The 23,713-nt window shown below is 52.7% G+C and carries 17 protein-coding genes; 10 read left to right on the forward strand and 7 right to left on the reverse strand.

Features of this window, described 5'->3' with window-relative positions; genetic code table 11:
- The gene (gene metL / locus SK36_RS22685) at positions 1-2,433 is read left to right on the forward strand and encodes a bifunctional aspartate kinase/homoserine dehydrogenase II (protein ID WP_045449329.1); all 2,433 of its coding nucleotides are present in this window, start codon (positions 1-3) and stop codon (positions 2,431-2,433) included.
- Positions 2,434-2,525: 92 nt separating this feature from the next.
- On the opposite strand, the gene SK36_RS22690 is transcribed toward metL, so the two are convergent.
- Complete coding sequence (locus SK36_RS22690) at positions 2,526-2,900, reverse strand: carboxymuconolactone decarboxylase family protein (protein ID WP_045449331.1); 375 nt, start codon at positions 2,898-2,900, stop codon at positions 2,526-2,528.
- Positions 2,901-2,989: 89 nt separating this feature from the next.
- Here SK36_RS22690 and SK36_RS22695 point away from each other — a divergent pair, with 89 nt between their 5' ends.
- The 4 genes from SK36_RS22695 to SK36_RS22710 all read left to right on the forward strand — a co-directional run bounded on the left by SK36_RS22695 (position 2,990) and on the right by SK36_RS22710 (position 8,408).
- Positions 2,990-3,943 (forward strand): LysR family transcriptional regulator, encoded by a 954-nt coding sequence (locus SK36_RS22695; RefSeq protein WP_048223402.1) that lies wholly within the window; start codon positions 2,990-2,992, stop codon positions 3,941-3,943.
- Between the two features lie 109 nt (positions 3,944-4,052).
- Positions 4,053-4,940: a methylenetetrahydrofolate reductase gene (gene metF / locus SK36_RS22700; protein ID WP_045449335.1), complete on the forward strand. Its 888-nt coding sequence runs from the start codon at positions 4,053-4,055 to the stop codon at positions 4,938-4,940.
- A 168-nt stretch (positions 4,941-5,108) separates the two neighbouring features.
- The gene (katG, locus tag SK36_RS22705) at positions 5,109-7,289 is read left to right on the forward strand and encodes a catalase/peroxidase HPI (RefSeq protein WP_048223404.1); all 2,181 of its coding nucleotides are present in this window, start codon (positions 5,109-5,111) and stop codon (positions 7,287-7,289) included.
- A gap of 225 nt (positions 7,290-7,514) precedes the next feature.
- Positions 7,515-8,408, forward strand: coding sequence for a DMT family transporter (locus SK36_RS22710; RefSeq protein ID WP_045449339.1), 894 nt, complete (start codon positions 7,515-7,517; stop codon positions 8,406-8,408).
- 59 nt (positions 8,409-8,467) lie between these two features.
- On the opposite strand, the gene gldA is transcribed toward SK36_RS22710, so the two are convergent.
- The 3 genes from gldA to ptsP are packed head-to-tail and all read right to left on the reverse strand — an operon-like array spanning position 8,468 to position 12,761.
- On the reverse strand, positions 8,468-9,571 hold the full coding sequence (gene gldA / locus SK36_RS22715; RefSeq protein ID WP_048223407.1) for a bifunctional L-1,2-propanediol dehydrogenase/glycerol dehydrogenase: 1,104 nt from the start codon (positions 9,569-9,571) through the stop codon (positions 8,468-8,470).
- 13 nt (positions 9,572-9,584) lie between these two features.
- Positions 9,585-10,247, reverse strand: a complete 663-nt coding sequence (gene fsa / locus SK36_RS22720; RefSeq protein ID WP_045449343.1) for a fructose-6-phosphate aldolase — start codon at positions 10,245-10,247, stop codon at positions 9,585-9,587.
- Between the two features lie 12 nt (positions 10,248-10,259).
- Complete coding sequence (gene ptsP, locus SK36_RS22725; RefSeq protein ID WP_048223409.1) at positions 10,260-12,761, reverse strand: phosphoenolpyruvate--protein phosphotransferase; 2,502 nt, start codon at positions 12,759-12,761, stop codon at positions 10,260-10,262.
- A 306-nt stretch (positions 12,762-13,067) separates the two neighbouring features.
- Between ptsP and SK36_RS22730 the strand changes: the two genes are divergently transcribed.
- Genes SK36_RS22730 through SK36_RS22750 form a run of 5 tightly spaced genes read left to right on the forward strand, consistent with a single transcriptional unit; the run spans position 13,068 to position 18,007 of the window.
- On the forward strand, positions 13,068-14,147 hold the full coding sequence (locus SK36_RS22730) for a PTS fructose transporter subunit EIIC (RefSeq protein WP_045449347.1): 1,080 nt from the start codon (positions 13,068-13,070) through the stop codon (positions 14,145-14,147).
- A 14-nt stretch (positions 14,148-14,161) separates the two neighbouring features.
- Complete coding sequence (locus tag SK36_RS22735) at positions 14,162-14,482, forward strand: PTS fructose-like transporter subunit IIB (protein ID WP_045449349.1); 321 nt, start codon at positions 14,162-14,164, stop codon at positions 14,480-14,482.
- Positions 14,483-14,507: 25 nt separating this feature from the next.
- Positions 14,508-16,805, forward strand: coding sequence for a formate C-acetyltransferase (locus SK36_RS22740; RefSeq protein WP_045449351.1), 2,298 nt, complete (start codon positions 14,508-14,510; stop codon positions 16,803-16,805).
- Positions 16,771-17,649, forward strand: a complete 879-nt coding sequence (locus SK36_RS22745) for a [formate-C-acetyltransferase]-activating enzyme (RefSeq protein WP_045449352.1) — start codon at positions 16,771-16,773, stop codon at positions 17,647-17,649. Before SK36_RS22740 ends, SK36_RS22745 begins: the two co-directional genes overlap by 35 nt.
- A 1-nt stretch (position 17,650) precedes the next feature.
- Positions 17,651-18,007 (forward strand): PTS fructose-like transporter subunit IIB, encoded by a 357-nt coding sequence (locus tag SK36_RS22750; RefSeq protein WP_045449354.1) that lies wholly within the window; start codon positions 17,651-17,653, stop codon positions 18,005-18,007.
- Here SK36_RS22750 and SK36_RS22755 read toward each other — a convergent pair.
- The 3 genes from SK36_RS22755 to ppc all read right to left on the reverse strand — a co-directional run bounded on the left by SK36_RS22755 (position 17,994) and on the right by ppc (position 23,584).
- A complete protein-coding gene (locus tag SK36_RS22755) occupies positions 17,994-18,854 on the reverse strand; it encodes an AraC family transcriptional regulator (protein WP_045449357.1) in 861 nt (286 codons plus the stop codon). The genes SK36_RS22750 and SK36_RS22755 overlap by 14 nt on opposite strands.
- A 135-nt stretch (positions 18,855-18,989) precedes the next feature.
- Positions 18,990-20,723, reverse strand: a complete 1,734-nt coding sequence (locus tag SK36_RS22760; RefSeq protein WP_045449359.1) for a phosphoethanolamine transferase CptA — start codon at positions 20,721-20,723, stop codon at positions 18,990-18,992.
- Positions 20,724-20,932: 209 nt separating this feature from the next.
- A complete protein-coding gene (ppc, locus tag SK36_RS22765) occupies positions 20,933-23,584 on the reverse strand; it encodes a phosphoenolpyruvate carboxylase (protein ID WP_045449361.1) in 2,652 nt (883 codons plus the stop codon).
- Positions 23,585-23,713 lie beyond the last annotated feature (129 nt).

Consider the following 23,713-nt stretch of genomic DNA (forward strand, 5'->3'; position numbering starts at 1 on the left):
ATGAGTGTGATTGCGCAGGCAGGGGCGAAGGGTCGTCAACTGCACAAATTTGGTGGTAGTAGTCTGGCAGACGTGAAATGTTATTTGCGTGTCGCAGGTATTATGGCGGAGTACTCGCAGCCTGACGATATGATGGTTGTTTCAGCTGCAGGCAGCACCACTAACCAGTTGATTAGCTGGCTGAAGTTAAGCCAGACCGATCGTCTTTCTGCGCATCAGGTTCAGCAGGCGTTACGCCGCTATCAGAGCGAACTTATTAGCGGCTTATTGCCGCCAGACGTGGCCGATGGGTTGATCGGCGCGTTTATCAACGATCTGGAGCGCCTGGCCGGTTTGCTCGACAGTGGCGTGAACGATGCGGTCTACGCCGAAGTCGTAGGGCATGGCGAAGTGTGGTCGGCACGCCTGATGTCTGCCGTGCTTAATCAGCAGGGGCTGGAGTCGACCTGGCTGGATGCGCGTGAGTTTTTGCGTGCTGAGCGCGGCGCTCAACCGCAGGTGGATGAAGGTCTCTCTTACCCATTATTACAACAACTGCTGGCTCAGCATCCGGGCAAGCGCCTGGTAGTGACCGGTTTTATCAGTCGCAGCAATGCGGGCGAAACGGTATTGCTGGGGCGTAACGGCTCTGACTACTCTGCGACGCAAGTCGGTGCGCTGGCGGGTGTTTCCCGGGTGACCATCTGGAGCGATGTCGCCGGGGTATACAGTGCGGACCCACGAAAAGTGAAGGATGCCTGTCTGTTGCCATTGCTGCGTCTGGACGAAGCCAGCGAACTGGCTCGTCTGGCCGCTCCGGTTCTGCATGCCCGGACTTTACAGCCGGTTTCTGGCAGCGATATCGACCTTCAGTTGCGCTGCAGCTATACGCCGGATCAGGGATCTACGCGCATTGAACGCGTGCTGGCTTCCGGTACCGGAGCGCGTATTGTGACCAGCCATGACGATGTCTGCCTGATTGAATTCCTGGTTCCAGGCGGTCAGGACTTTAAGCTGGCGTATAAAGAGATCGATCAGATTTTAAAACGCACACAGGTGCGTCCGCTGGCGGTTGGCGTGCATCCCGATCGCCAACTCCTGCAATTTTGCTACACCTCAGAAGTCGCTGACGGCGCACTGAAAATTCTTGATGAGGCCGGTTTACCTGGCGAGCTGCGTTTACGTCAGGGGCTGGCGCTGGTGGCGATGGTTGGGGCTGGCGTGACACGCAATCCGCTGCACTGCCACCGTTTCTGGCAGCAACTGAAAGGTCAGCCGGTAGAGTTTACCTGGCAGTCGGAAGAGGGCATCAGTCTGGTTGCCGTACTGCGTACCGGTCCGACTGAAAGCCTGATTCAGGGACTGCACCAGTCTATCTTCCGCGCAGAAAAACGTATTGGTCTGGTGTTGTTCGGGAAGGGGAATATTGGTTCTCGCTGGCTGGAACTGTTCGCCCGTGAACAAAGCACGCTTTCTGCACGTACCGGTTTTGAGTTTGTGCTGGCAGGCGTGGTGGATAGCCGCCGTAGCCTGCTGAACTATGAAGGGCTGGATGCCAGCCGCGCATTAGCCTTCTTCGATGACGAAGCAGTGGAACAGGATGAAGAGTCGCTGTTCCTGTGGATGCGCGCCCACCCGTATGATGATTTAGTTGTGCTGGACGTGACCGCCAGCGAACAGCTGGCGGATCAGTATCTGGATTTCGCCAGCCACGGTTTTCACGTTATCAGCGCCAATAAACTGGCAGGCGCGAGCACCAGTAACAAGTATCGCCAAATCCACGATGCCTTCGAAAAAACGGGCCGCCATTGGTTGTATAACGCCACCGTTGGCGCCGGGTTGCCGATCAACCATACCGTGCGCGATCTGATTGATAGCGGTGATACCATTCTGTCGATCAGTGGGATCTTCTCCGGTACGCTGTCGTGGCTGTTCCTGCAATTTGACGGATCTGTCCCGTTTACCGATCTGGTGGATCAGGCGTGGCAGCAGGGGTTGACTGAACCGGACCCGCGAGTGGACCTTTCGGGCAAAGATGTGATGCGCAAGCTGGTGATTCTGGCGCGCGAAGCCGGTTACGATATCGAACCGGATCAGGTTCGTGTGGAGTCCCTGGTACCAGCGCACTGTGAAGAAGGCTCAATTGATCATTTCTTTGAAAATGGCGATGAGCTGAACGAGCAGATGGTACAGCGTCTGGAAGCCGCCCGTGAAATGGGGCTGGTGCTACGCTACGTGGCGCGTTTTGATGCTAACGGCAAAGCACGCGTCGGTGTTGAAGCGGTGCGACCAGAACATCCGCTGGCGGCGCTACTGCCGTGCGATAACGTGTTCGCCATTGAAAGTCGCTGGTATCGCGATAACCCGCTGGTGATTCGCGGACCGGGGGCGGGTCGAGATGTGACTGCTGGCGCTATTCAGTCGGATATCAATCGCCTGGCGCAACTGCTGTAGTTTTGTTGCCGGATGACGCTGAGTTTATCCGGCCAGTGTGATTGTTAGGCCGGATAAAGATGTTAACGCATCTTATCCGGCGGGCAGCTTCGCTATTCGTGAGCTGAAAAGACCTCTTTTGCAGCGAAAAGGCCATTCAGCGCGGCTGGAAAACCTGCATATACAGCCATCTGCATTATCACCTCAATGATCTCTTCCTGCGTTAATCCAACATGCAGAGCAGCGGCAATGTGTACTTTCAACTGTGGCGTCGCGTTGCCAAGAGCGGTTAATGCGGCGACGGTCGCAATTTCCCGACTGCGTAAATCGAGTCCCGGTCGGGAATAGATATCACCGAAAGGAAATTCGAGCAGATAGCGGGCGAAATCTGGCGCAATATCTTTCAGGCTTTCCAGCACTGCGTCGCCGCTTTTGCCATCCACCTGTTGCAGCATTTTTTGTCCGGTAATATAGCGTTCTGAAAACATGGTTTATCCCTCGTTTGTCTGGTGTATGACGTGAGGATAGGTTGTGGGCGTTTCTATAGATAATACCGTTTTCGTGATACCTTTTCGGTATGACAACCCAACCGCTTAATTCTCTGGATATCCGCCTGCTACGCTATTTCGTCGTGGTAGCGGAAGAGAACAACATGAGCCGTGCGGCACAGCGCCTGTTTATGTCGCAGCCTCCGCTCAGTCGCCATATTCGCCAGCTTGAAGTTCGCCTGGGGGTGACGCTTTTTACCCGTCATAGCCGTGGACTCTCGCTGACGGAAGATGGGTTGCGTGTACTGGAGATGGTTCGCCCGCTGCTGACGCTACAGGACACAACCTATCTTGCGTTGAGCCAACTGGCGAAAGCGGATGGGCAAGGGCTACGACTGGGGTTAAGCACTGCGTTTGAGCAAGGTATATTTGCATCGTTTGAGTCGCATTTGGTTGAGCGTGTCGAGACGCTGCACATTGTACGTCACGCGTCGACCGAACTGGTGCGGCAGGTACGCCGGGGTAAACTGGATGCTGCGCTGGTGGCATTACCGCTGGAAACGGCGGGGGTTACGGTGACGGATTTACCCTGGCATGAGCCGCTGATTGCCGCGTTGCCAGCCTCCTGGCCAGAAGCGGCTGAGAAATCGCTGTCACTGAGGACGCTCAATCACAGGCCGCTGTTCTGGTTTAAGAGAGAGCGTAATCCGGCCTTTTTCGACTATACCCACCAGATATTCAGACGCGCAGGTTATTCTCCTGCCTGCATTGAAGAACCTCTTGAACATGATGTTTTGTTAGCCCGAATTGCGCATGGCGATGGCCTGAGTATTCTCCCCGCCTCTTTTGCGGCTATTCAGCGTCAGGGCGTGACTTTTTGCCCGCTGAATGGCTGTGATTTGCGTATCAACACTGGTCTGGTGATATCACCAGGGCAGGAAGATCGCCTGAAATGGCTCCCGGCGTTGATAAAATCTCTTCTGCCAGCAAACCAGAATGAATTTATTTCACCTTCGCTGAGTATTCCTCACCTTCCACAATGATTTTTCAGTTGACGTCACTGCGCTTTTCCGTCATTTTTACATCTAGACGTCTAAACGTATAGCAGTTCACAACACAACATATAACGACAAAAGATTGATGAGGTAAGGTATGAGCTTTTTTCACGCCAACCAGCGGGAAGCCCTGAATCAGAGCCTGGCAGAAGTGCAGGGTCAGATTAACGTTTCGTTCGAGTTTTTCCCGCCGCGCACCAGTGAAATGGAGCAAACCCTGTGGAACTCCATCGATCGTCTGAGCAGTCTGAAACCTAAGTTTGTTTCCGTCACCTATGGTGCAAACTCGGGTGAGCGTGACCGCACGCACAGCATTATTAAGGGAATTAAGGATCGCACGGGCCTCGAAGCGGCTCCGCACCTGACCTGTATTGATGCTACCCGTGATGAGTTGCGCACTATTGCTCAGGATTACTGGAACAACGGTATTCGTCATATTGTTGCTCTGCGCGGTGATTTGCCGGCAGGTGGTGGTAAGCCGGATATGTACGCTTCTGATCTGGTGACCTTGCTGAAAGATGTCGCAGATTTTGATATCTCAGTTGCGGCTTATCCGGAAGTGCATCCTGAAGCGAAAAGCGCACAGGCTGATTTGCTCAACCTGAAGCGTAAGGTCGATGCCGGAGCGAACCGCGCGATCACCCAATTTTTCTTTGATGTGGAAAGCTATCTGCGTTTTCGCGATCGCTGTGTGTCTGCGGGGATCGATGTGGAGATTATCCCGGGCATTCTGCCGGTTTCTAACTTTAAGCAGGCGAAAAAATTTGCTGACATGACTAACGTTCGCATTCCGGCGTGGATGTCGACAATGTTTGATGGCCTGGATGACGATGCCGAGACCCGTAAGCTGGTTGGGGCGAATATCGCCATGGATATGGTGAAGATTTTAAGTCGTGAAGGGGTGAAAGATTTCCACTTCTATACCCTCAATCGTGCGGAAATGAGCTACGCTATTTGCCACACGCTGGGTGTAAGACCGAATTAAACAGATGCCCCAGCCCTCTACGGAGGGCTTTTTATTGATCATTTTGATCTACATCTCTGTAACTTAAAATATAAAAGGAATTAGCTATCGAATCTGTGGGTTATTTCGACTATATCTTATCTCTGGTGGTGTATATCGTAGTCAGAACACTGTAAAGGGAGCATATAGATGAGCATGTCCGACGATAACCATAACGCATCAACTGCCGGTAAGTGTCCTTTTCATCAAGGCGGTCACGACCAGAGCGCGGGAGCAGGAACGAGCAACCGCGACTGGTGGCCTAATCAACTCCGTGTAGATCTGCTGAACCAACATTCCAACCGTTCGAACCCACTGGGTGAGGACTTTAACTACCGCAAAGAATTTAGCAAACTCGACTATTCTGCCCTGAAAGGGGATCTCAGAGCCCTCCTGTCCGAATCTCAACCGTGGTGGCCCGCTGACTGGGGCACTTATGCCGGTTTATTTATCCGCATGGCATGGCACGGCGCAGGTACCTATCGCTCTATTGATGGACGCGGTGGAGCGGGTCGTGGACAGCAGCGTTTTGCACCACTGAACTCCTGGCCGGACAACGTGAGTCTTGATAAGGCACGCCGTCTGCTGTGGCCAGTTAAGCAGAAATATGGTCAGAAAATTTCCTGGGCTGATCTGTTTATCCTTGCGGGTAACGTAGCGCTGGAAAACTCAGGTTTCCGTACCTTCGGTTTTGGTGCTGGTCGTGAAGACGTCTGGGAACCGGATCTTGACGTAAACTGGGGTGATGAGAAAGCCTGGCTGACTCACCGCCACCCTGAAGAGCTGGCAAAAGCGCCATTGGGCGCGACCGAGATGGGGCTTATCTATGTAAACCCGGAAGGTCCGGATCACAGCGGTGAGCCGCTTTCTGCAGCTGCAGCTATTCGTGCGACATTCGGCAACATGGGGATGAACGACGAAGAAACCGTAGCGCTGATCGGTGGTGGTCATACGTTGGGTAAAACTCACGGTGCAGCACCTGCGTCACATGTCGGGGCCGACCCAGAGTCAGCACCGATTGAAGCACAGGGTTTAGGCTGGGCCAGCAGCTATGGTAGCGGTGCGGGCGCAGATGCTATCACGTCTGGTCTGGAAGTGGTCTGGACGCAAACACCAACCCAGTGGAGCAACTATTTCTTCGAGAACCTGTTCAAATACGAATGGGTACAAACTCGCAGCCCGGCTGGTGCTATCCAGTTTGAAGCGGTTGATGCGCCAGAAATCATTCCTGATCCGTTTGATCCGTCGAAAAAACGTAAGCCGACGATGCTGGTCACCGACCTGACGCTGCGTTTTGATCCTGAGTTCGAGAAAATCTCTCGTCGTTTCCTTAACGATCCGCAGGCGTTCAACGAAGCTTTTGCCCGTGCGTGGTTTAAACTGACGCACCGTGATATGGGGCCGAAAGCGCGTTACATTGGACCGGAAGTACCACAAGAAGATCTGATTTGGCAGGATCCGCTGCCGCATGCGTTCTTCAACCCAAGCGAAGAAGATATTCTTAACCTGAAGGCGACCATCGCGGCTTCCGGACTTTCCGTAGGCGAGCTGGTATCGGTGGCGTGGGCTTCGGCTTCTACATTCCGTGGTGGTGACAAACGTGGCGGTGCTAACGGTGCTCGCCTGGCGCTGAATCCACAACGTGGTTGGGATGTGAATGCCACTGCTGCACGTGTTCTGCCTGTGCTGGAAGGTATCTATAAATCTGCCCATACAGCCTCGTTGGCCGATATTATCGTGCTGGCCGGTGTTGTCGGTGTGGAGAAGGCAGCAAGTGCAGCGGGCGTCAGTATCACTGTACCTTTTGTTCCAGGCCGCGTGGATGCGCGTCAGGATCAAACCGATATTGAGATGTTTGAATTGCTGAAGCCGATTGCCGATGGCTTCCGTAACTATCGTTCCCGTCCTGACGTATCAACCACCGAATCGCTGCTGATTGATAAAGCGCAGCAGCTGACGTTAACCGCACCGGAAATGACCGTGCTGGTGGGCGGTATGCGTGTGCTGGGAACCAACTTTGATGGTAGCCAGCATGGCGTCTTTACCGATCGTCCTGGCGTGCTCAGCAATGATTTCTTCGTCAATCTGCTGGATATGCGCAACGAATGGAAAGCGGTGGATGAGTCGCAAGAACTGTTTGAAGGGCGCGACCGCCTGAACGGTGATGTGAAATACACCGCTACCCGCGCCGATCTGGTATTCGGTTCTAACTCGGTACTGCGTGCACTGGCAGAAGTTTATGCTTGCAGCGATGCCCACGAGAAGTTCGTGAAGGACTTTGTCGCGGCATGGGTGAAAGTGATGAATCTGGACCGTTTTGATCTGCTGTAATCTCAACGTCTAACACTTCAGCGGCTGCTTCCCGGCAGTCGCTGAAGTTTTTTTTGAGGCGTATATACCGGTCATACTTCAAGTTGCCGGTGTGTTGGCTACACTCAGAAACCCCAGTCACATAGTTATCTATGCCCCTGGGGATTTCTTCCTTTGCCGCCTTCCTGCAACTCGAATTATTTAAGGTATAGTACATAAAGGAAACGTCACTCTACGGGATTTATCATGTCTGCCTCAGGAAAGAGCAACCCACTGGCTGTCAGTGGTCTTCTCGTTCTCACTCTTATCTGGAGTTATAGCTGGATCTTCATGAAGCAAGTCACGAGCTATATTGGCGCGTTCGACTTTACATCTCTTCGCTGTATTTTCGGCACCCTCGTCTTATTTCTTGTTTTGCTCTTGCGTGGTCGTGGATTAAGACCGACGCCGTTTAAATTTACCCTGGCGATAGCGTTGTTACAGACCTGTGGCATGATCGGACTGGCGCAATGGGCGCTGGTCAGCGGCGGGGCGGGAAAGGTCGCCATCCTCACTTATACCATGCCATTCTGGGTGGTGATCCTGGCGGCGTTGTTTCTGGGGGAGCGGTTTCGACGTATGCAATATGCGGCAATCGGCATTGCCGCTGTTGGACTGGTGCTGGTGATGCAACCGTGGCAGCTTGATTTCACCTCGATGAAAAGTGCGTTGCTGGCGATCCTTTCCGGTGTGAGCTGGGGGGCGAGCGCAATTGTCGCCAAGCGAATGTACGCTCGTCATCCCAGGATTGATTTGCTCTCACTCACGGCGTGGCAAATGCTGTATGCCGCGCTGGTCATGAGCGTCGTTGCCTGGTGGGTGCCCCAACCGGAAGTTAACTGGCAACCTATTGTCTTTTGGGCACTGGCCTATAGCGCCATTCTGGCCACTGCGCTGGCCTGGAGCCTGTGGTTATTTGTGCTGAAAAATCTTCCTGCGAGCATTGCCAGTTTAAGTACGCTGGCGGTGCCAGTATGCGGTGTGCTGTTTTCCTGGTGGTTGCTTGGTGAAAATCCAGGACCGATTGAAGGCGGCGGCATTGTGCTGATTGTACTGGCGTTAGCGCTTGTGAGCCGGAAAACGCAGGCGGATGGAAAATGAAGCGACAGGAAGGACATTCAAAAAGACTCCCGGCGTGAGCCGGGAGTCTTGGTCAGATTTTATTCCCATTCCTGCAGATAACGCTGACCGTACTGGTCTGCCACCAGCAGGGCGGCATAAACCTGATCGGGTGTCGCACCGCCAGGCATGTTGTGAATTGTTTCGCCCTCGACACAGGCTGCTTGTGCCACTATGCGCATTTTGGCTGGAATATCCTGTTTGATGTCCAGCTGCGCCAGCGTAATCGGCAGACCAACGGAATGACACAATGCGGCGACGGTTTCAATTTCTTCTACCGGTGCGTTTTCCAGTACCAGTTGCGTTAGCGTGCCGAAAGCCACTTTCTCTCCGTGGTAGTAGTGATGTGCATCCGGGATTGCCGTCAGGCCGTTATGGATTGCGTGCGCGGCAGCCAGACCACCGCTTTCAAAACCAACGCCGCTCAGATAGGTGTTGGCTTCAACGACGCGTTCCAGTGCCGGGGTAACCACATGCTGCTCGGCGGCAAGCATGGCTTTTTCGCCTTCTTCAATCAGCGTGTTGTAGCACAGTTCAGCCAGCGCCAGCGCAGCCTGAGTACACTGACCACCCGCCATCGTGGTGGCGCCACTGCGTGAACAGGCGCGTGCTTCAAACCAGGTCGCCAGCGCATCGCCAATACCCGCAGCTAACAGACGCGCCGGTGCGCCCGCCACAATTTTGGTGTCAACAATAACCCTGTCTGGATTGTTGGGCAGCAGCAGATAGCGATCGAATTCGCCAGCATCGGTATAAATCACGGACAGCGCGCTGCATGGCGCATCGGTTGAAGCAATGGTTGGCACAATGGCGACGGGCACGTCCATAAAGTGAGCCAGCGCTTTCGCGGTATCCAGCGTTTTACCACCGCCAATACCGAGAACCGCGCCACACTTCGCTTGTTCAGCCACACCGCGCAGGCGGTCGATTTCGTTTTGTGAACATTCACCGCCAAATGGCACGATTTCCAGTGATAAACCGGCATCATGGAAGCTTTTTTCTACAGCGGGTTGTGCAAAACCTAAGACAAACTTGTCCCCAACGACCAGCCAGCGTTCTGCCAGTGGTTTGAGATAGCTGCCAAGACGGGTAATAACATCTGCCCCCTGGATGTACTTACCAGGTGATTGAATTATGCGATCCATACTTTAATCCTCTTCACAGGTTGATGTGACCAAATGCGTTGTTCCAGTCCTGCTCAAACTTCTCTATTGCTGACTCTACCGCAGGGGTGTTGAGCATTTGTTGCGCTACATCTAATGGCAGGGTGATTGCCTCACATCCTGCCAGTAAGCAATCCAGTGCCTGACGTGGCGTTTTAAAACTGGCTGCCAGCACCATGCTGTTTGGTGCATGCAGCTCCAGCAATGTTTGCAACTCCTGTACAGTGCGGATACCGTCGCCGCCCTGAGCGTCAATACGGTTAACATACGGTGCGACATATTTTGCCCCGGCCAGCGCTGCCAGCAGTCCCTGCGCCGCGCTGTATACGGCAGTGCCGAGTGTTGTAATGCCTTCTTTTTTCAATTGTTTGATAGCTGCGAGACCTTCGGAAGTGACCGGAATTTTCACCACGATGCCCGGTACCGCGTTGCTCAGGCGTTTGGCTTCTTTCACCATGCCATCCGCATCCCGACTCATCGTCTGGGCAAACAGAACGCCATTTTCGCCAATGGCCTTTTGCAGGCGTGGCAGTACGTCCCAGATGGGCTCTTTACCTGCCGCCACAATGCTCGGGTTGGTGGTCACACCTGCGATAGGGAAGATGCGGGCCAGACGTTCAACTTCCGCCACGTTGGCGGTATCCAGATACAGTTCCATATAAATACCCTCTTAAAGTTCAAGCTCGTGTTGCAGCAGGCTGGCAATAGCATCGGCAGATGCCGCGTTAACCAGTGCGTTGCGGAATTCTTCATGCATAATGCGGCGCGCCAGGCGTGAGAAAATACGCATATGCTGGTCACCGGCGGCGTGTTTGTTGAGCGTAAGCATGATGATGAATTGTGCATCTTCATCACCCCAGCGTACAGGTGCTGTCAGGCGCGCCACGCTAATCGTGGATTGTTCAATATGTTCAGACTTGCTGTGCGGAATGGCGAAGCTAAAGCCCAATCCAGTGGAGAAGACCGCTTCACGTGCCCACAGATCGGCTTCCAGCTTGCGCGGGTAGCGACAACGATTTGCCAGCAGCAGGTTGTCAGTCATTCCTTTGATCACTTCCTCTTTGTTGCGCCAGTCGCTATCCAGAGTAATACATTGCGCCGTAACCAGCGGGGCATCCTGTTGAGACATGCGGAACTGGGCCAGCAAGTGCTCCACTTCCAGCGAGGTGCGACAGGCCATCGCCTGATTCAGTAACTGGCGGCAGGCGCGGCTGTCCAGTTGCGCCATCCGTGCTTTGGCGGCAGGAATGGATGGTGCGCTCATGCTGATTTCATCTAATCCCAGGCCAATCAGTAGCGGCAACACCGATCCTTTTGCGCCAAGTTCACCGCACAGGCCAATCCACTTACCCTGACGATGTACCGCCTGTACCGCGAAATCCAGAGCGCGCAGGAAAGCTGGATTCAGGCTATTGTAGTGGCGCGTAACCTTGGCGTTGTCGCGATCGACCGCCAGCAGGTACTGGGTCAGGTCGTTGCTACCAATACTAAAGAAATCAATTTCTTCGCAACACTGATCGATGATAAACATTATTGATGGTACTTCCAGCATGATGCCGAGCTGAATCTTCTCATCAAACGGGATATGTTCATTACGCAACTGTTGTTTGGCTTCTGCCAGCTTCTCTTTGACCCACAGGATCTCTTCCATTGAGGAGATCATTGGGATCATGATTTTCAGGCTGCCGTGTGCAGAGGCTCGAAGTATCGCCCGGAGCTGCGTAGTAAACAGCGAAGCGTACTCTTCATAAATACGGACTGCGCGATAGCCGAGGAACGGGTTCGCTTCGGCTGGAATATTCAGGTAATCAACGGGTTTATCACCACCGATGTCCATGGTCCGCACAATAATGCTGCGTCCTTGTGCGGACTCCAGTGCCTGACAAAAAATGTTGTACAGCTCATTTTCACCGGGAGCGCTGGTGCGGTCCATATACAACATTTCTGTACGGAACAAGCCAACGGCTTCTGCACCGTTGCCAAAAGCCGCCTGTGCTTCCACGGAATGAGCAATGTTGGCTGCAACCTCCATACGTATACCATCTGCAGTACGAGCTTCCTGAGTCAGCCAGATACGCTGTTGTTTGCGCAAGGCCTCCTGTACGCGGGCTTCCTGTTGGTAGTAGCGGGCAACGGGTTCAGTCGGCGCGACGACGATCGCGCCTGCGTTGCCGTCGATGTAGGCGGTTTGTTGTTGCCACGGCGTTAAGGCTTCAATATCCACGCCCACTAGCGTGGGAATATTGAATGAGCGTGCAAGAATAACCGTATGGGAAGTCGTGCCACCGCTTTTTAGCAATAAGCCCTTAAGGAATGTTTTATCCAGTTCGAGGAACTGGCTGGGTGTGAGTTCATCAGCCATACAGATTGCTGGCTGGCTGAGTTTGCCCGGTGCCGGGAAGCGCTGTTCGCCATAAACTTGTTGCAGAAGTTGGAAGCAGACGTCGCGTACGTCCAGTGCGCGTTCTTGTAAATAACTGCTGCTGGAGCGGGTGAACTCATCACAGAAATGGTTGGCGCTTTCGACAATCGCCTGGGCGCAGCTTAAACCACGAGAAATGCCTGTCAGCAAATGTTGACGCAGGGAGGTGTCACAGGCCAGTGAGCGGTGAGCCTCCAGAATTGCACTGGTTGCACCATCGCTGTCGAGCAGGCGGAACTCAATATTCTTCATCAACAGCGTCAGGCCATTATCGAGCATGGATTGCTCGGCTTCCACATCGTTGGCAGTTGGGAGTTCGCCGAGCGCGTTAAGATCCAGTGAAGAGAGAAGTGTCAGCATGCCGCCTGCACTGCCGCTGCAGACTGCCCTGGCGCGAAAAAGCTGAGGATTAAGATTCGTTAGTGACGTCGGAAGCAGTTCCAGTTCACTGTTTTTGACCTCTTCCATCGGAGCATCACAGTGAGGGAATTCATCATGTAACCACTGACTCAATCTCTGGTGAGCAGTCTCCTCATCGGCACCGGAGATCAGCAGTTGACAGTTGTCACCTGTCAGAGTGTCGGTGCCAATTAGCGCCAGCGCGCTTTTGGCGTTGCCCTTTCGGTCAGTGCGAAGATTATGCCACTCAATGCGTGAGATAAAGCTGTTGCACAGCGTTTCAATGTGGCTTGCCGGACGGGCATGTACGCCATTGGGTAGCTCACAAGTAAATTCCACAATCAGGGCCATAGCCTCTCTCCCATAACGATTTCTGACTACAGAATAAAAGGGCAATGCCCAGGCCTGCCATGTGACAAATCTGTCAAAAACTGGACAAATGTAATGTAAGTTTCAAAGTGGGATATACCTCACAAGTCTTAATCCATTTAAGAATTCCTGGTATTCCGCAAGTTATGAGGCGGATCGCATTTTTGTACTGATATTACAAAAATCCAGTAAATGGCCTTTTTATCCACTGTCTGCGCTGCATCGGATTGCCTATTGTTTCCGCAACAACATTATGGACATGGGCCTCAAAAAGCCCGGGAGCGACTTATGAAAGAGTTGGTGCAGATCCTGAAAAACACCCGTCAGCACCTGATGACAGGTGTTTCGCATATGATCCCCTTCGTCGTAGCGGGCGGTATTTTACTGGCGGTCTCCGTCATGCTGTATGGCAAAGGAGCTGTACCGGATGCTGTGACCGATCCCAATCTCAAGAAGCTATTCGATATTGGTGTCGCTGGGCTGACCTTAATGGTGCCTTTTCTTGCGGCATACATCGGGTACTCGATCGCCGAGCGCTCTGCGCTGGCACCTTGTGCGATTGGTGCCTGGGTGGGCAACAGCTTTGGCGCTGGATTCTTTGGCGCGCTAATTGCCGGGGTCATCGGCGGTATTGTTGTTCACTATCTGAAGAAGATTCCGGTGCATAAGGTGTTGCGCTCGGTAATGCCCATCTTTGTTATTCCTATTGTCGGCACCTTTATTACTGCGGGCATCATGATGTGGGGACTGGGTGAACCGGTCGGTGCGTTAACCGCCAATTTGACGCAATGGTTGCAGGGAATGCAGCAGGGCAGTGTCGTGATGTTAGCGGTCATTATGGGTCTGATGCTGGCTTTTGATATGGGTGGCCCGATTAACAAGGTTGCTTATGCGTTCATGCTGATTTGCGTAGCGCAGGGTGTTTATACCGTGGTAGCGATAGCGGCTGTGGGGATCTGTGTACCACCGCTGGGATTAGGGCTAGCGACGCTAATGAGTCGTAAAAATTTCTCTTCTGAAGAACGCGAAGCGGGTAAAGCCGCATTGGTGATGGGGTGTGTTGGTGTTACGGAAGGGGCGATTCCTTTTGCTGCTGCTGACCCACTGCGCGTAATTCCATCCATTATGGTCGGTTCGACTTGTGGTGCAGTAACGGCCGCGTTGTTTGGCGCACAGTGTTATGCCGGTTGGGGGGGATTAATTGTTCTGCCCGTTGTGGAAGGAAAACTGGGTTATATCGCGGCGGTCGTGGTTGGGGCAGTGGTGACGGCGGTCTGCGTTAACGTGCTGAAAAGCCTGGCAAGGAAGAAAGTGTCTCTGGTTGACGAGAATGAAGACGATCTGGATTTAGATTTTGAAACGAATTAAGTGAGGAATGAGCTATGACTAAAATTATCGCAGTAACAGCATGTCCTTCTGGTGTTGCACACACCTATATGGCAGCCGAAGCGCTGGAAAACGCAGCGAAGGCCAGGGGCTGGGAGATAAAAGTTGAGACACAGGGTTCGATTGGTCTGGAAAACGAACTGACCGCAGCGGATGTGGCAGATGCCGATATGGTGATTCTGACCAAAGATATCGGTATCAAGTTTGAGGAGCGCTTTGCGGGGAAAACCATCGTTCGTGTCAACATTAGCGATGCGGTAAAACGTGCCGATGCCATCATGAACAAGATTGGCGCGCATTTGGCGCAAACCGCGTAACTTTATATGCCAGGGAGCCTGCCTCATGACGAATCGTATTCAACGCCTCAAAGCCGCTCTGTTTAAAAACCATCGTGAGATTTCGCTCGAGCGTGCGCAGCTGTATACCGCTAGCCATCAGCAGACAGAAGGGGAGCCGGTTATTCTGCGTCGGGCTAAAGCAACCGCATATATCCTTGAGCATGTTGAAATATCGATTCGTGATGAGGAGCTGATTGCCGGGAACCGTACCGTGAAGCCGCGAGCAGGTATTATGTCGCCGGAAATGGACCCGTACTGGTTGCTTAAGGAGCTGGATCAGTTCCCGACACGTCCGCAGGATCGTTTTGACATCAGCGAAGAAGATAAGCGTCTCTATCGCGAGGTGTTGTTTCCCTACTGGGAAAAACGCTCGATGAAAGATTTCATCAACGGCCAGATGACCGATGAGGTGAAGGCGGCAGTCAGTACACAGATTTTTAGCATTAACCAAACGGATAAAGGACAGGGGCATATCATTATTGATTATCCGCACCTGTTGAAACACGGGTTGGGTGAACTGGTATCGCAGATGCGTACACATAGTCGACTGAATCCGGATAACCATTTTTATCAGGCGGCGCTGTTGTTACTTGAGGCCTCGCAAAACCACATTCAACGTTATGCCACACTGGCAGAGAAAATGGCGGAAAGCTGTCCGGATGCGCATCGTCGTCAGGAACTGCTCGCTATTGCTGCTAACTCTCGTCATAACATGCAACATAAGCCACAAACTTTCTGGCAGGCGTGCCAGTTGTTCTGGTACATGAACATCATTCTGCAGTATGAATCCAATGCCAGCTCGCTCTCGCTGGGACGTTTTGATCAGTATATGCTGCCGTTTTACCAGGTTTCCCTGACCCAGGGAGACGATCCAGCCTTCTTAAAAGAGCTGCTCGAATCGCTGTGGGTGAAATGCAATGACATCGTGCTGCTGCGTTCCACCAGTAGCGCGCGCTACTTCGCCGGATTCCCGACGGGGTATACCGCATTGCTTGGTGGGTTGACGGAGAGCGGGCGCAGTGCGGTAAACGTGCTCTCTTTCCTCTGCCTTGATGCCTACCAGAGTGTGCAACTACCACAGCCAAATCTCGGTGTACGCACCAATGCGTTAATTGATACGCCATTCCTGATGAAAACGGCGGAAACCATCCGCCTGGGCACCGGTATTCCTCAAGTCTTTAACGACGAAGTGGTGGTGCCTGCTTTCCTGAACCGGGGCGTATCGCTGGAAGATGCGCGAGATTACGCGGTGGTGGGCTGTGTGGAGCTGTCGATCCCGGGTAGAACCTACGGTCTGCACGATATTGCCATGTTTAATTTGCTGAAAGTGATGGAAATCAGCCTGTATGAGAATGAGGGTAACCACGAGTTGACGTTCGGAGGTCTGCTGTCACACATTCGAGCCAAAATCAGCCACTACATTACCCTGATGGTGGAAGGGAGTAATATTTGCGACATCGGTCATCGTGACTGGGCTCCGGTACCGTTGCTCTCCTCGTTTATTAACGATTGTCTGGTGAAGGGCTGCGATATCACCGATGGTGGAGCGCGTTACAATTTCTCCGGCGTACAAGGGATCGGTATTGCCAACCTGAGTGACTCTCTGCATGCCCTTAATGGGCTGGTATTCGAACAGCAGCGCTTAAGTTTTGACGAGCTGTTGTCGGTATTGAAGCGTAATTTCGCTACGACGGAGGGCGAGAAAATTCGCGCCAGACTGATTAACCGATTTGAGAAATACGGTAACGATATTGATGATGTGGATAACATCAGTGCCGAACTGCTGCGTCATTATTGCAAAGAGGTGGAAAAATACCAGAATCCGCGCGGTGGGCAATTTACACCCGGTTCATATACCGTATCTGCACACGTACCGCTGGGATCGGTCGTTGGGGCGACGCCGGACGGTCGTTATGCCGGGGAGCAGCTGGCTGATGGCGGCTTATCGCCGATGCTCGGTCAGGATATGCAGGGGCCGACAGCGGTGCTGAAGTCAGTTAGTAAGCTGGACAACACCCTGCTGTCGAACGGCACGTTATTGAACGTGAAGTTCACACCGGCCACGCTGGAAGGTGAGGCTGGTTTGCGCAAGCTGGCGGATTTCTTGCGGGCGTTTACCCAGCTTAAACTACAGCATATCCAGTTTAACGTGGTGAATGCCGATACGTTGCGGGAAGCCCAGCAGCGTCCGCAGGACTTCGCCGGACTGGTGGTTCGCGTGGCTGGATACAGCGCTTTCTTTGTCGAATTATCGAAGGAGATTCAGGATGACATTATTCGCCGGACCGCACATCAACTGTGAGGTTGTGGAGATATCCGGCGAGGAGGTTGCACGCATTTTCAATATTCAGCGTTACTCGCTGAATGACGGGCAGGGGATCCGCACTGTAGTCTTTTTTAAAGGCTGCCCGCACACCTGCCCGTGGTGTGCTAATCCTGAATCTATTTCCCCGCGTATTGAAACAGTACGGCGGGAGAGTAAATGTCTGCACTGCGCGCCGTGTCTGCGAGATGTCGATGAATGCCCTTCCGGCGCGTTTGAGCACATTGGTCGTGATATCTCCCTTGATGCGCTGGAACGTGAGGTAATGAAAGATGATATTTTCTTTCAAACCTCTGGTGGCGGGGTGACGCTTTCTGGTGGCGAAGTACTGATGCAGGCCGCTTTCGCCATCCGGTTTTTACAGCGTCTGCGACGCAACGGTGTGCAGTGCGCGATTGAAACGGCGGGGGATGCTCCCGCCAGTCGTCTGCTCCCGCTGGCAAAGTTATGCGATGAGGTGCTTTTCGATCTTAAAATTATGGATGAAAGCCAGGCTCGCGAGGTGGTGAATATGAATCTGCCGCGCGTACTAAAGAATTTACAGCTATTAGTTGGTGAGGGGGTCAATGTGATCCCTCGTCTGCCGCTGATTCCGGGCTTTACGCTCAGCGTGGAGAACATGCAGCGTGCGCTGACCTTATTGTCATCATTAGATATAAAGCAAGTACATCTGCTACCGTTTCATCAGTATGGTGAGCCGAAATATCGCCTTCTTGGGCAGCAGTGGTCGATGAAGGATGTGCCCGCCCCGTCAGCACAAGAGGTGGCGACGTTGCGTAAGATGGCAGAAGACGCCGGATTTCAGGTAACCGTAGGAGGTTGATATGGCAGTCGCATCTGTTCGATATCTGGTTGCAGTGACCGCTTGCGTCAGCGGCGTCGCACATACCTATATGGCTGCCGAGCGGCTGGAAAAACTCTTTCAGCAGGACAAGTGGAACATCAAGATTGAAACTCAGGGGGCGCTGGGAACGGAGAATCGTTTGACGGAAGACGATATTAGTCGCGCCGATGTGGTGTTGCTGATTACCGATATTGAGCTGGCAGGTGCTGAGCGATTTACGCAAAGTCGCTACGTCCAGTCGGGAATTAGCGCTTTTTTGCGGGAACCTCAACGGGTGATGAGTGCCGTACGTAAAGTACTGTCGGCACCACAACATACTCATCTTATTCTGGACTAACTTTCTTGTCCGTCAACTGGCTGTGATATTGCCGACGATACTCTGAAGGTGAACGCTCGGTATTTTTTCGAAACAGGCGACAGAAGTAATTGCTGTCAACAAATCCACAGGTGTGGGCCACTTCTTTGACTTTCAGGTCGTAACCCTTTAGCAGCGTCTTTGCGTGCTCCAGCCGCGTATGGTTCAGGTATTCGTTAAAGCCAATGGTCCCTGTTTTTTGAAACAGGTGCGAAAGGTAATTTGGAGAGATGTAGAACGCCTGGGCCACGGATTCCCGGGTGAGCGGAGAGGCGTAATGTTCGTCAATATAGTCACGAATAGCTTCAAAAAGCGCCTGGCTGCGTGACGCCGTCTGGATCTGGCTTCCCAGCAGGTCGCGACAATGGCTGAGCAGACTGGAGACGATCAGTCTGGCCGTTTGCTGCTCCTGAGGCTGCATCTGCATTTCATTGAGTGTATGTAACAGGAAAGAACCGATACGTGGCCCGCGTCGTGCGACGTGTTGCTTTGTGAGGTTTTGATACTGCTTACCATCCCACTGTACGACGCTGAAACCCAGTTGCTGTTTGCCGAATAAGATGCTCAGTGTCGTTACCGGTGTTTGCCATTGTGGGAAGTTCCAGCCACCTGCCGGGATATACAGAACATCATAAGGCGTTAACGTAGTGGATGCGCCTGCAACACTGCTATCGGTGAATTCGCCCTCCAGCACAATCTCCAGTCGCGGAAAATCAACCTGATATGCCAGCTCTGGCATTGAACCATTAGTACTGGGGAAATACACCTTGCACAGTGGTGTCGGGCCGTTAATCAGGCGGGAGAGAAGATGGCTGATGTCGTGATACATGTTAATCCCTTGCAGATCGCAGACAGGGAAACAGTAGCGTCGAAAGCGGGGAGTCTCAAGTGATAAATTACCGGATGGCGCTGCGCTTTCCGGCCTACGGGACTGAGTGGATCGTAGGCCGGATAAGGCGTTCTATTACTGATTCCCGATTTGATCCCCATACGGCAGAGTATCGTAATCAATCAGGGCGTTTTTCTTGTACGGATTACCAATCCAGCGGGTTGTTTCTTTAAACTGCGGGTTGGTAATAGCACGGGTCGGATCGAATCCATCGTAAGTGAAGCCAGCTAAATCAGACCAGGTATGGATAAGCTCAGAGCTGCTGTATTTTCGATTCACATCCTGGGAGAAATCTCGTGGATGCGCGGCCTGCCATTTTTCAGAGGTCCACAGCAGGAACGGAACCGTATACATATGGCGAGTTGGGTTGTCTTCATTTCGACCCTGCGTTTTATGCGGCGGTGTGTCATATACTTCTTCTCCGTGGTCAGAGAAATAGAGCAGGAAGCCGTTCGGATCGGTCGCTTTGTAATCTTTGATCAGGCTAGCAATGATGTGGTCGTTATAAACATTGGCATTGTCATAATCGTTATATGACTCCAGTTCATCGCTGCTCAGACCCGGAGGAACGTTGTCGATATTATTATCGAACTTGCCCTGACCTTCCGGATAACGGAATTTGTACTTAATGTGCGTACCCAGCAGATGAACGATGATGAACTTTTTCGGTGCCGGGTCAGCCATGACTTCTTTAAATGGAGCCAGCACGTTGCTGTCGTATTCGCGCGCACTTTGGGTACGCTGCTGATTCATATAAAACTGCTTGTCCGTCTGCTTAGAAAATACGGTCAGCATGGTATTACGCGCAGTCATTGTTTGCTGATTGGTGATCCAGAAGGTTTTATACCCCGCCTGTTTCATCATATTCATCAGTGACGGCTGCGTCAGATACAAATCCGGATTCTTCTCGTTAGCGAAGGTCAGCGCCTGCTGCAGGATTTCAATCGTGTACGGACGTGAGGTCACGACATTATTGAACACGGTTAAATTAGGATCAGATTTGTGCAATGCGTCCAGCTCAGGCGTGGTTTCACGTGGATAACCGTACAAACTCATGCGTCCACGCTGAGTTGATTCACCAATCACCAGTACCAGCGTGCGCGGGGCATCACCTGAGTTATCTTTAAAGTTAGCCAGTGGCGGCAGCGCATTGTTCTCATTCAGCAGGCTATTCAATGAGGTCAGTTGCTGACGATACTGATAGTAGCCTGAGATAAACTGCCACGGCGCGGCTGGCTCCATACGTGAAGCAAGGCCATCCAGCGTTTTCTCAAAAGGTTTGTGTTTAATAAACGTATTAACGGCCATCGGATGCAGAATCAGACCGTATAACAGCGCAAACGACACCAGATAACGCCAGGGTGACGGAATATAGACCGGGCGCAGACGGGTCCACAGCAGAATAGCAACTGCCGTGTAGGCCAATGCGATAAGGACAATCTTCAGGCTGAAGTATTGGCTCAGGTATTCGCTGGCTTCGTTTGCGTTGGTCTCAAACATCACGTACAGAACGCTCTGCGAGAACTCCTGTCCGTAAATAACGTAATAGCTCAGCGCAGCCAGTGAAGCAGCCCACAGCACCACGCCAATAACGGCGGCGATAATGCGAATACGGTTTGGAAATAAGAATACTGGGATCAACCACAGTGAGCTGAACAGTAAAGAGTCGCGTAATCCGGTAGACCCGCTGTAACCACTGAAATAAATAACGGCCTGTAGTAAGGTGGAAAAAAACCAAAAATAGAGGAGCGCCCAACCCAGGGCTTTCCAGCTAAACAAAGGTTTAGGCTGGAGTTGTAAGGATTGCATAGTGTGAGCCTGTCTTTAATCGTGTCGCCAAGAGTAGCGGCTAAATATTAAGAGGAACTGAAGCTTCGCGACGTAAATATCGCGTTTTGTTGATGATTTATTCATGAAATGAATGAATCAGGCTGGAAATATATTTGAAATGAAGTGGTTATGACAAGCGTTTTCGAGGTCACCCCCGCGCAATAGCACGAGGGTGACGGGGGATTAACTTAACCTGTATTACGCATACCGGCAGCAACACCTGCGATAGTGACCATCAGCGCTTGTTCAACGCGTGGATCCGGTGCTTTACCTTGTTCTTCCGCCTGGCGCGAACGATGTAAAAGCTCTGCCTGTAGAACGTTTAGCGGATCAGTATAAATATTTCTTAACTGAATAGACTCGGCAATCCACGGCAGGTCGGCCATCAGATGTGAGTCATTGGCAATCGCCAGCACCACATTGATGTCAGCTTCCAGACGGTGACGCAGTTCTTCGCCCAGCGGCCAGAGCTCTTTTTTGACCAAACGCTGATCGTAGTACTCTGCCAGCCACAGGTCAGCTTTCGAGAACACCATTTCCAGCATGCCAAGACGCGTGGAGAAGAAAGGCCAGTCGCGGCACATTGCTTCAAGCTCGCTTTGTTTTCCATCTTCAACCACTTTTTGCAGCGCGGTACCTGCACCCAACCATGCCGGAAGCATCAGGCGGTTCTGGGTCCAGGCAAAAATCCACGGAATGGCTCGCAGAGACTCTACCCCGCCAGTTGGGCGGCGTTTTGCCGGACGTGAGCCGAGCGGTAATTTACCCAGCTCTTGCTCCGGGGTTGCAGAGCGGAAGTACGGAACAAAGTCTTTGTTTTCGCGAACATAACCACGGTACAGTTCGCAGGAGATATCTGAAAGCTCGTCCATAATATGACACCAGGCATCTTTCGGCTCTGGCGGTGGCAACAAGTTGGCTTCCAGAATTGCGCCCGTGTACAAAGACAGACTGCTGATGGTGACTTCCGGTAGACCGTATTTGAAGCGGATCATCTCACCTTGCTCAGTCACACGCAGTCCGCCTTTCAGGCTGCCAGGCGGCTGGGAGAGTAACGCGGCATGGGCTGGTGCGCCACCCCGTCCAATTGAACCGCCACGGCCGTGGAACAACGTCAGCTCAATGCCGGCTTTTTCGCAGGTTTTGATCAGCGCATCCTGTGCCTGATATTGCGCCCAGGAGGCCGCCATCACGCCTGCGTCTTTTGCCGAGTCAGAGTAGCCGATCATGACCATCTGTTTGCCCTGAATAAGACCGCGATACCAGTCGATATTTAACAGCTGAGTCATAACATCGTCAGCATTGTTCAGGTCGTCCAGCGTTTCAAACAGCGGTGCTACCGGCATGGTAAAACCAATGCCAGCTTCTTTCAGCAGCAGGTGAACGGCCAGCACATCTGACGGCGTTTTCGCCATCGAGATAACGTAGGCGGCAATAGAGCCATAAGGTGCTTCGGCAATCACTCGACAGGTGTCGAGCACTTCACGGGTTTCGTTACTCGGTTCCCAGCTGCGTGGCAGCAGTGGACGTTTGGAATTCAGTTCGCGGATCAGGAAGGCCTGTTTGTCTGCTTCTGACCAGCTTTCGTAGTCGCCAATTCCCAGATAACGGGTCAGTTCGCCCAGCGCTTCGGTATGACGGGTGCTTTCCTGACGAATATCGATACGCACCAGCGGTACGCCAAAACATTTCACCCGGCGGAGGGTATCGAGCAGTTCGCCATTGGCGATGATACCCATACCGCAAGCTTGCAGAGACTGGTAACACGCGTACAACGGTTCCCATAGCTGCTCGTTTTGCGTCAACAAGCCTGCAGGTTTTGGCAATTTTTCGCCTTTCAGACGCGCTTCCAGCCAGGCCTGGGTCGTCATCAGGCGTGAACGCAGCATTTTCATCAGGTGGCGGTAAGGTTCTGCCGCCCCTTCTTCACCCACCAGCGCTAAGAGCTCCGGAGTGGCATCGACCATCGATAGCTCAGAAACCAGAAACTGGATGTCTTTCAGGAACAGGTCGGTCGCTTTCCAGCGGCTGAGCAACAGTACATGACGGGTGATATCCGCCGTCACGTTCGGGTTGCCGTCACGGTCACCCCCCATCCAGGAGGTGAATCGGACCGGGACAAAATCGACGGGCAGCTTATAGTTCAGATGCTCTTCCAACTGTTCGTTCAGTTCACGCAGATAGTTCGGCACACCTTCCCACAGGCTGTTTTCAACCACGGCGAAGCCCCATTTGGCTTCATCAACCGGGCTGGGACGTATTTTACGGATTTCATCCGTATGCCAGGACTGGGCGATTAACTGGCGCAGGCGGCGCATCAGTTGGTGGCGTTCGTAATCGACGATGTCTTTGTTATCCAGTTGTTTGAGGCAGGCATTGACCTCACCCATTTTATGGATCAGCGTGCGACGGGTAATTTCGGTCGGGTGTGCGGTCAGTACCAGCTCCAGAGACAACGCCTCCACTGCTTTTTTGATGGTGGCTTCATCAAGGTTGGGCTGGGCTTTCAGTTTACGCAGGGTGCGAGCAATCACTTCCGGGTTGCTGGCAGCTTCGCCTTTTGGCGAAATGCTGTGGTATTGCTCGGCGGTGTTGGCCAGGTTCAGGAACTGGCTAAACGCGCGGGCAACTGGCAGTAGCTCGTCATTAGACAGGTTCTGTAGCGTGGTGAGCAACTCCTGGCGATTAGCTTCATTGCCAGCGCGAGATGATTTGGACAACTTACGGATTGTTTCTACGCGATCAAGAATGTTCTCTCCCAGCGCATCCTTGATGGTTTCTCCCAGCACTTTGCCGAGCATACTGACATTACTACGCAACGCGGAATATTGTTCGTTCATATGACCCCAGACACCCCATCTTTAATTTGATTGCCCTGTAGCTTTCACGCACAGCGGTATTGGCTGCGTTTGCTCACCCTGGTCACTATGCTCCCTGGGATGTGCCTGCTTGCCGTCTTGCTGCGCTGC

It is taken from the genome of Citrobacter sp. MGH106 (assembly GCF_001037495.1).
GTDB classification, from domain to species: Bacteria; Pseudomonadota; Gammaproteobacteria; order Enterobacterales; family Enterobacteriaceae; genus Citrobacter; species Citrobacter murliniae.

Bases quoted from the DNA above. Each gene is read 5' to 3' on its own strand.
- SK36_RS22730 (WP_045449347.1), top strand. From the start codon at position 13,068: ATGAAAGAGTTGGTGCAGATCCTGAAAAACACCCGTCAGCACCTGATG.
- ptsP (WP_048223409.1), bottom strand. From the start codon at position 12,761: ATGGCCCTGATTGTGGAATTTACTTGTGAGCTACCCAATGGCGTACAT.
- SK36_RS22750 (WP_045449354.1), top strand. From the start codon at position 17,651: ATGGCAGTCGCATCTGTTCGATATCTGGTTGCAGTGACCGCTTGCGTC.
- SK36_RS22735 (WP_045449349.1), top strand. From the start codon at position 14,162: ATGACTAAAATTATCGCAGTAACAGCATGTCCTTCTGGTGTTGCACAC.
- metL (WP_045449329.1), top strand. From the start codon at position 1: ATGAGTGTGATTGCGCAGGCAGGGGCGAAGGGTCGTCAACTGCACAAA.
- SK36_RS22740 (WP_045449351.1), top strand. From the start codon at position 14,508: ATGACGAATCGTATTCAACGCCTCAAAGCCGCTCTGTTTAAAAACCAT.
- SK36_RS22755 (WP_045449357.1), bottom strand. From the start codon at position 18,854: ATGTATCACGACATCAGCCATCTTCTCTCCCGCCTGATTAACGGCCCG.
- fsa (WP_045449343.1), bottom strand. From the start codon at position 10,247: ATGGAACTGTATCTGGATACCGCCAACGTGGCGGAAGTTGAACGTCTG.
- SK36_RS22710 (WP_045449339.1), top strand. From the start codon at position 7,515: ATGTCTGCCTCAGGAAAGAGCAACCCACTGGCTGTCAGTGGTCTTCTC.
- katG (WP_048223404.1), top strand. From the start codon at position 5,109: ATGAGCATGTCCGACGATAACCATAACGCATCAACTGCCGGTAAGTGT.
- gldA (WP_048223407.1), bottom strand. From the start codon at position 9,571: ATGGATCGCATAATTCAATCACCTGGTAAGTACATCCAGGGGGCAGAT.
- metF (WP_045449335.1), top strand. From the start codon at position 4,053: ATGAGCTTTTTTCACGCCAACCAGCGGGAAGCCCTGAATCAGAGCCTG.
- ppc (WP_045449361.1), bottom strand. From the start codon at position 23,584: ATGAACGAACAATATTCCGCGTTGCGTAGTAATGTCAGTATGCTCGGC.
- SK36_RS22690 (WP_045449331.1), bottom strand. From the start codon at position 2,900: ATGTTTTCAGAACGCTATATTACCGGACAAAAAATGCTGCAACAGGTG.
- SK36_RS22760 (WP_045449359.1), bottom strand. From the start codon at position 20,723: ATGCAATCCTTACAACTCCAGCCTAAACCTTTGTTTAGCTGGAAAGCC.
- SK36_RS22695 (WP_048223402.1), top strand. From the start codon at position 2,990: ATGACAACCCAACCGCTTAATTCTCTGGATATCCGCCTGCTACGCTAT.
- SK36_RS22745 (WP_045449352.1), top strand. From the start codon at position 16,771: ATGACATTATTCGCCGGACCGCACATCAACTGTGAGGTTGTGGAGATA.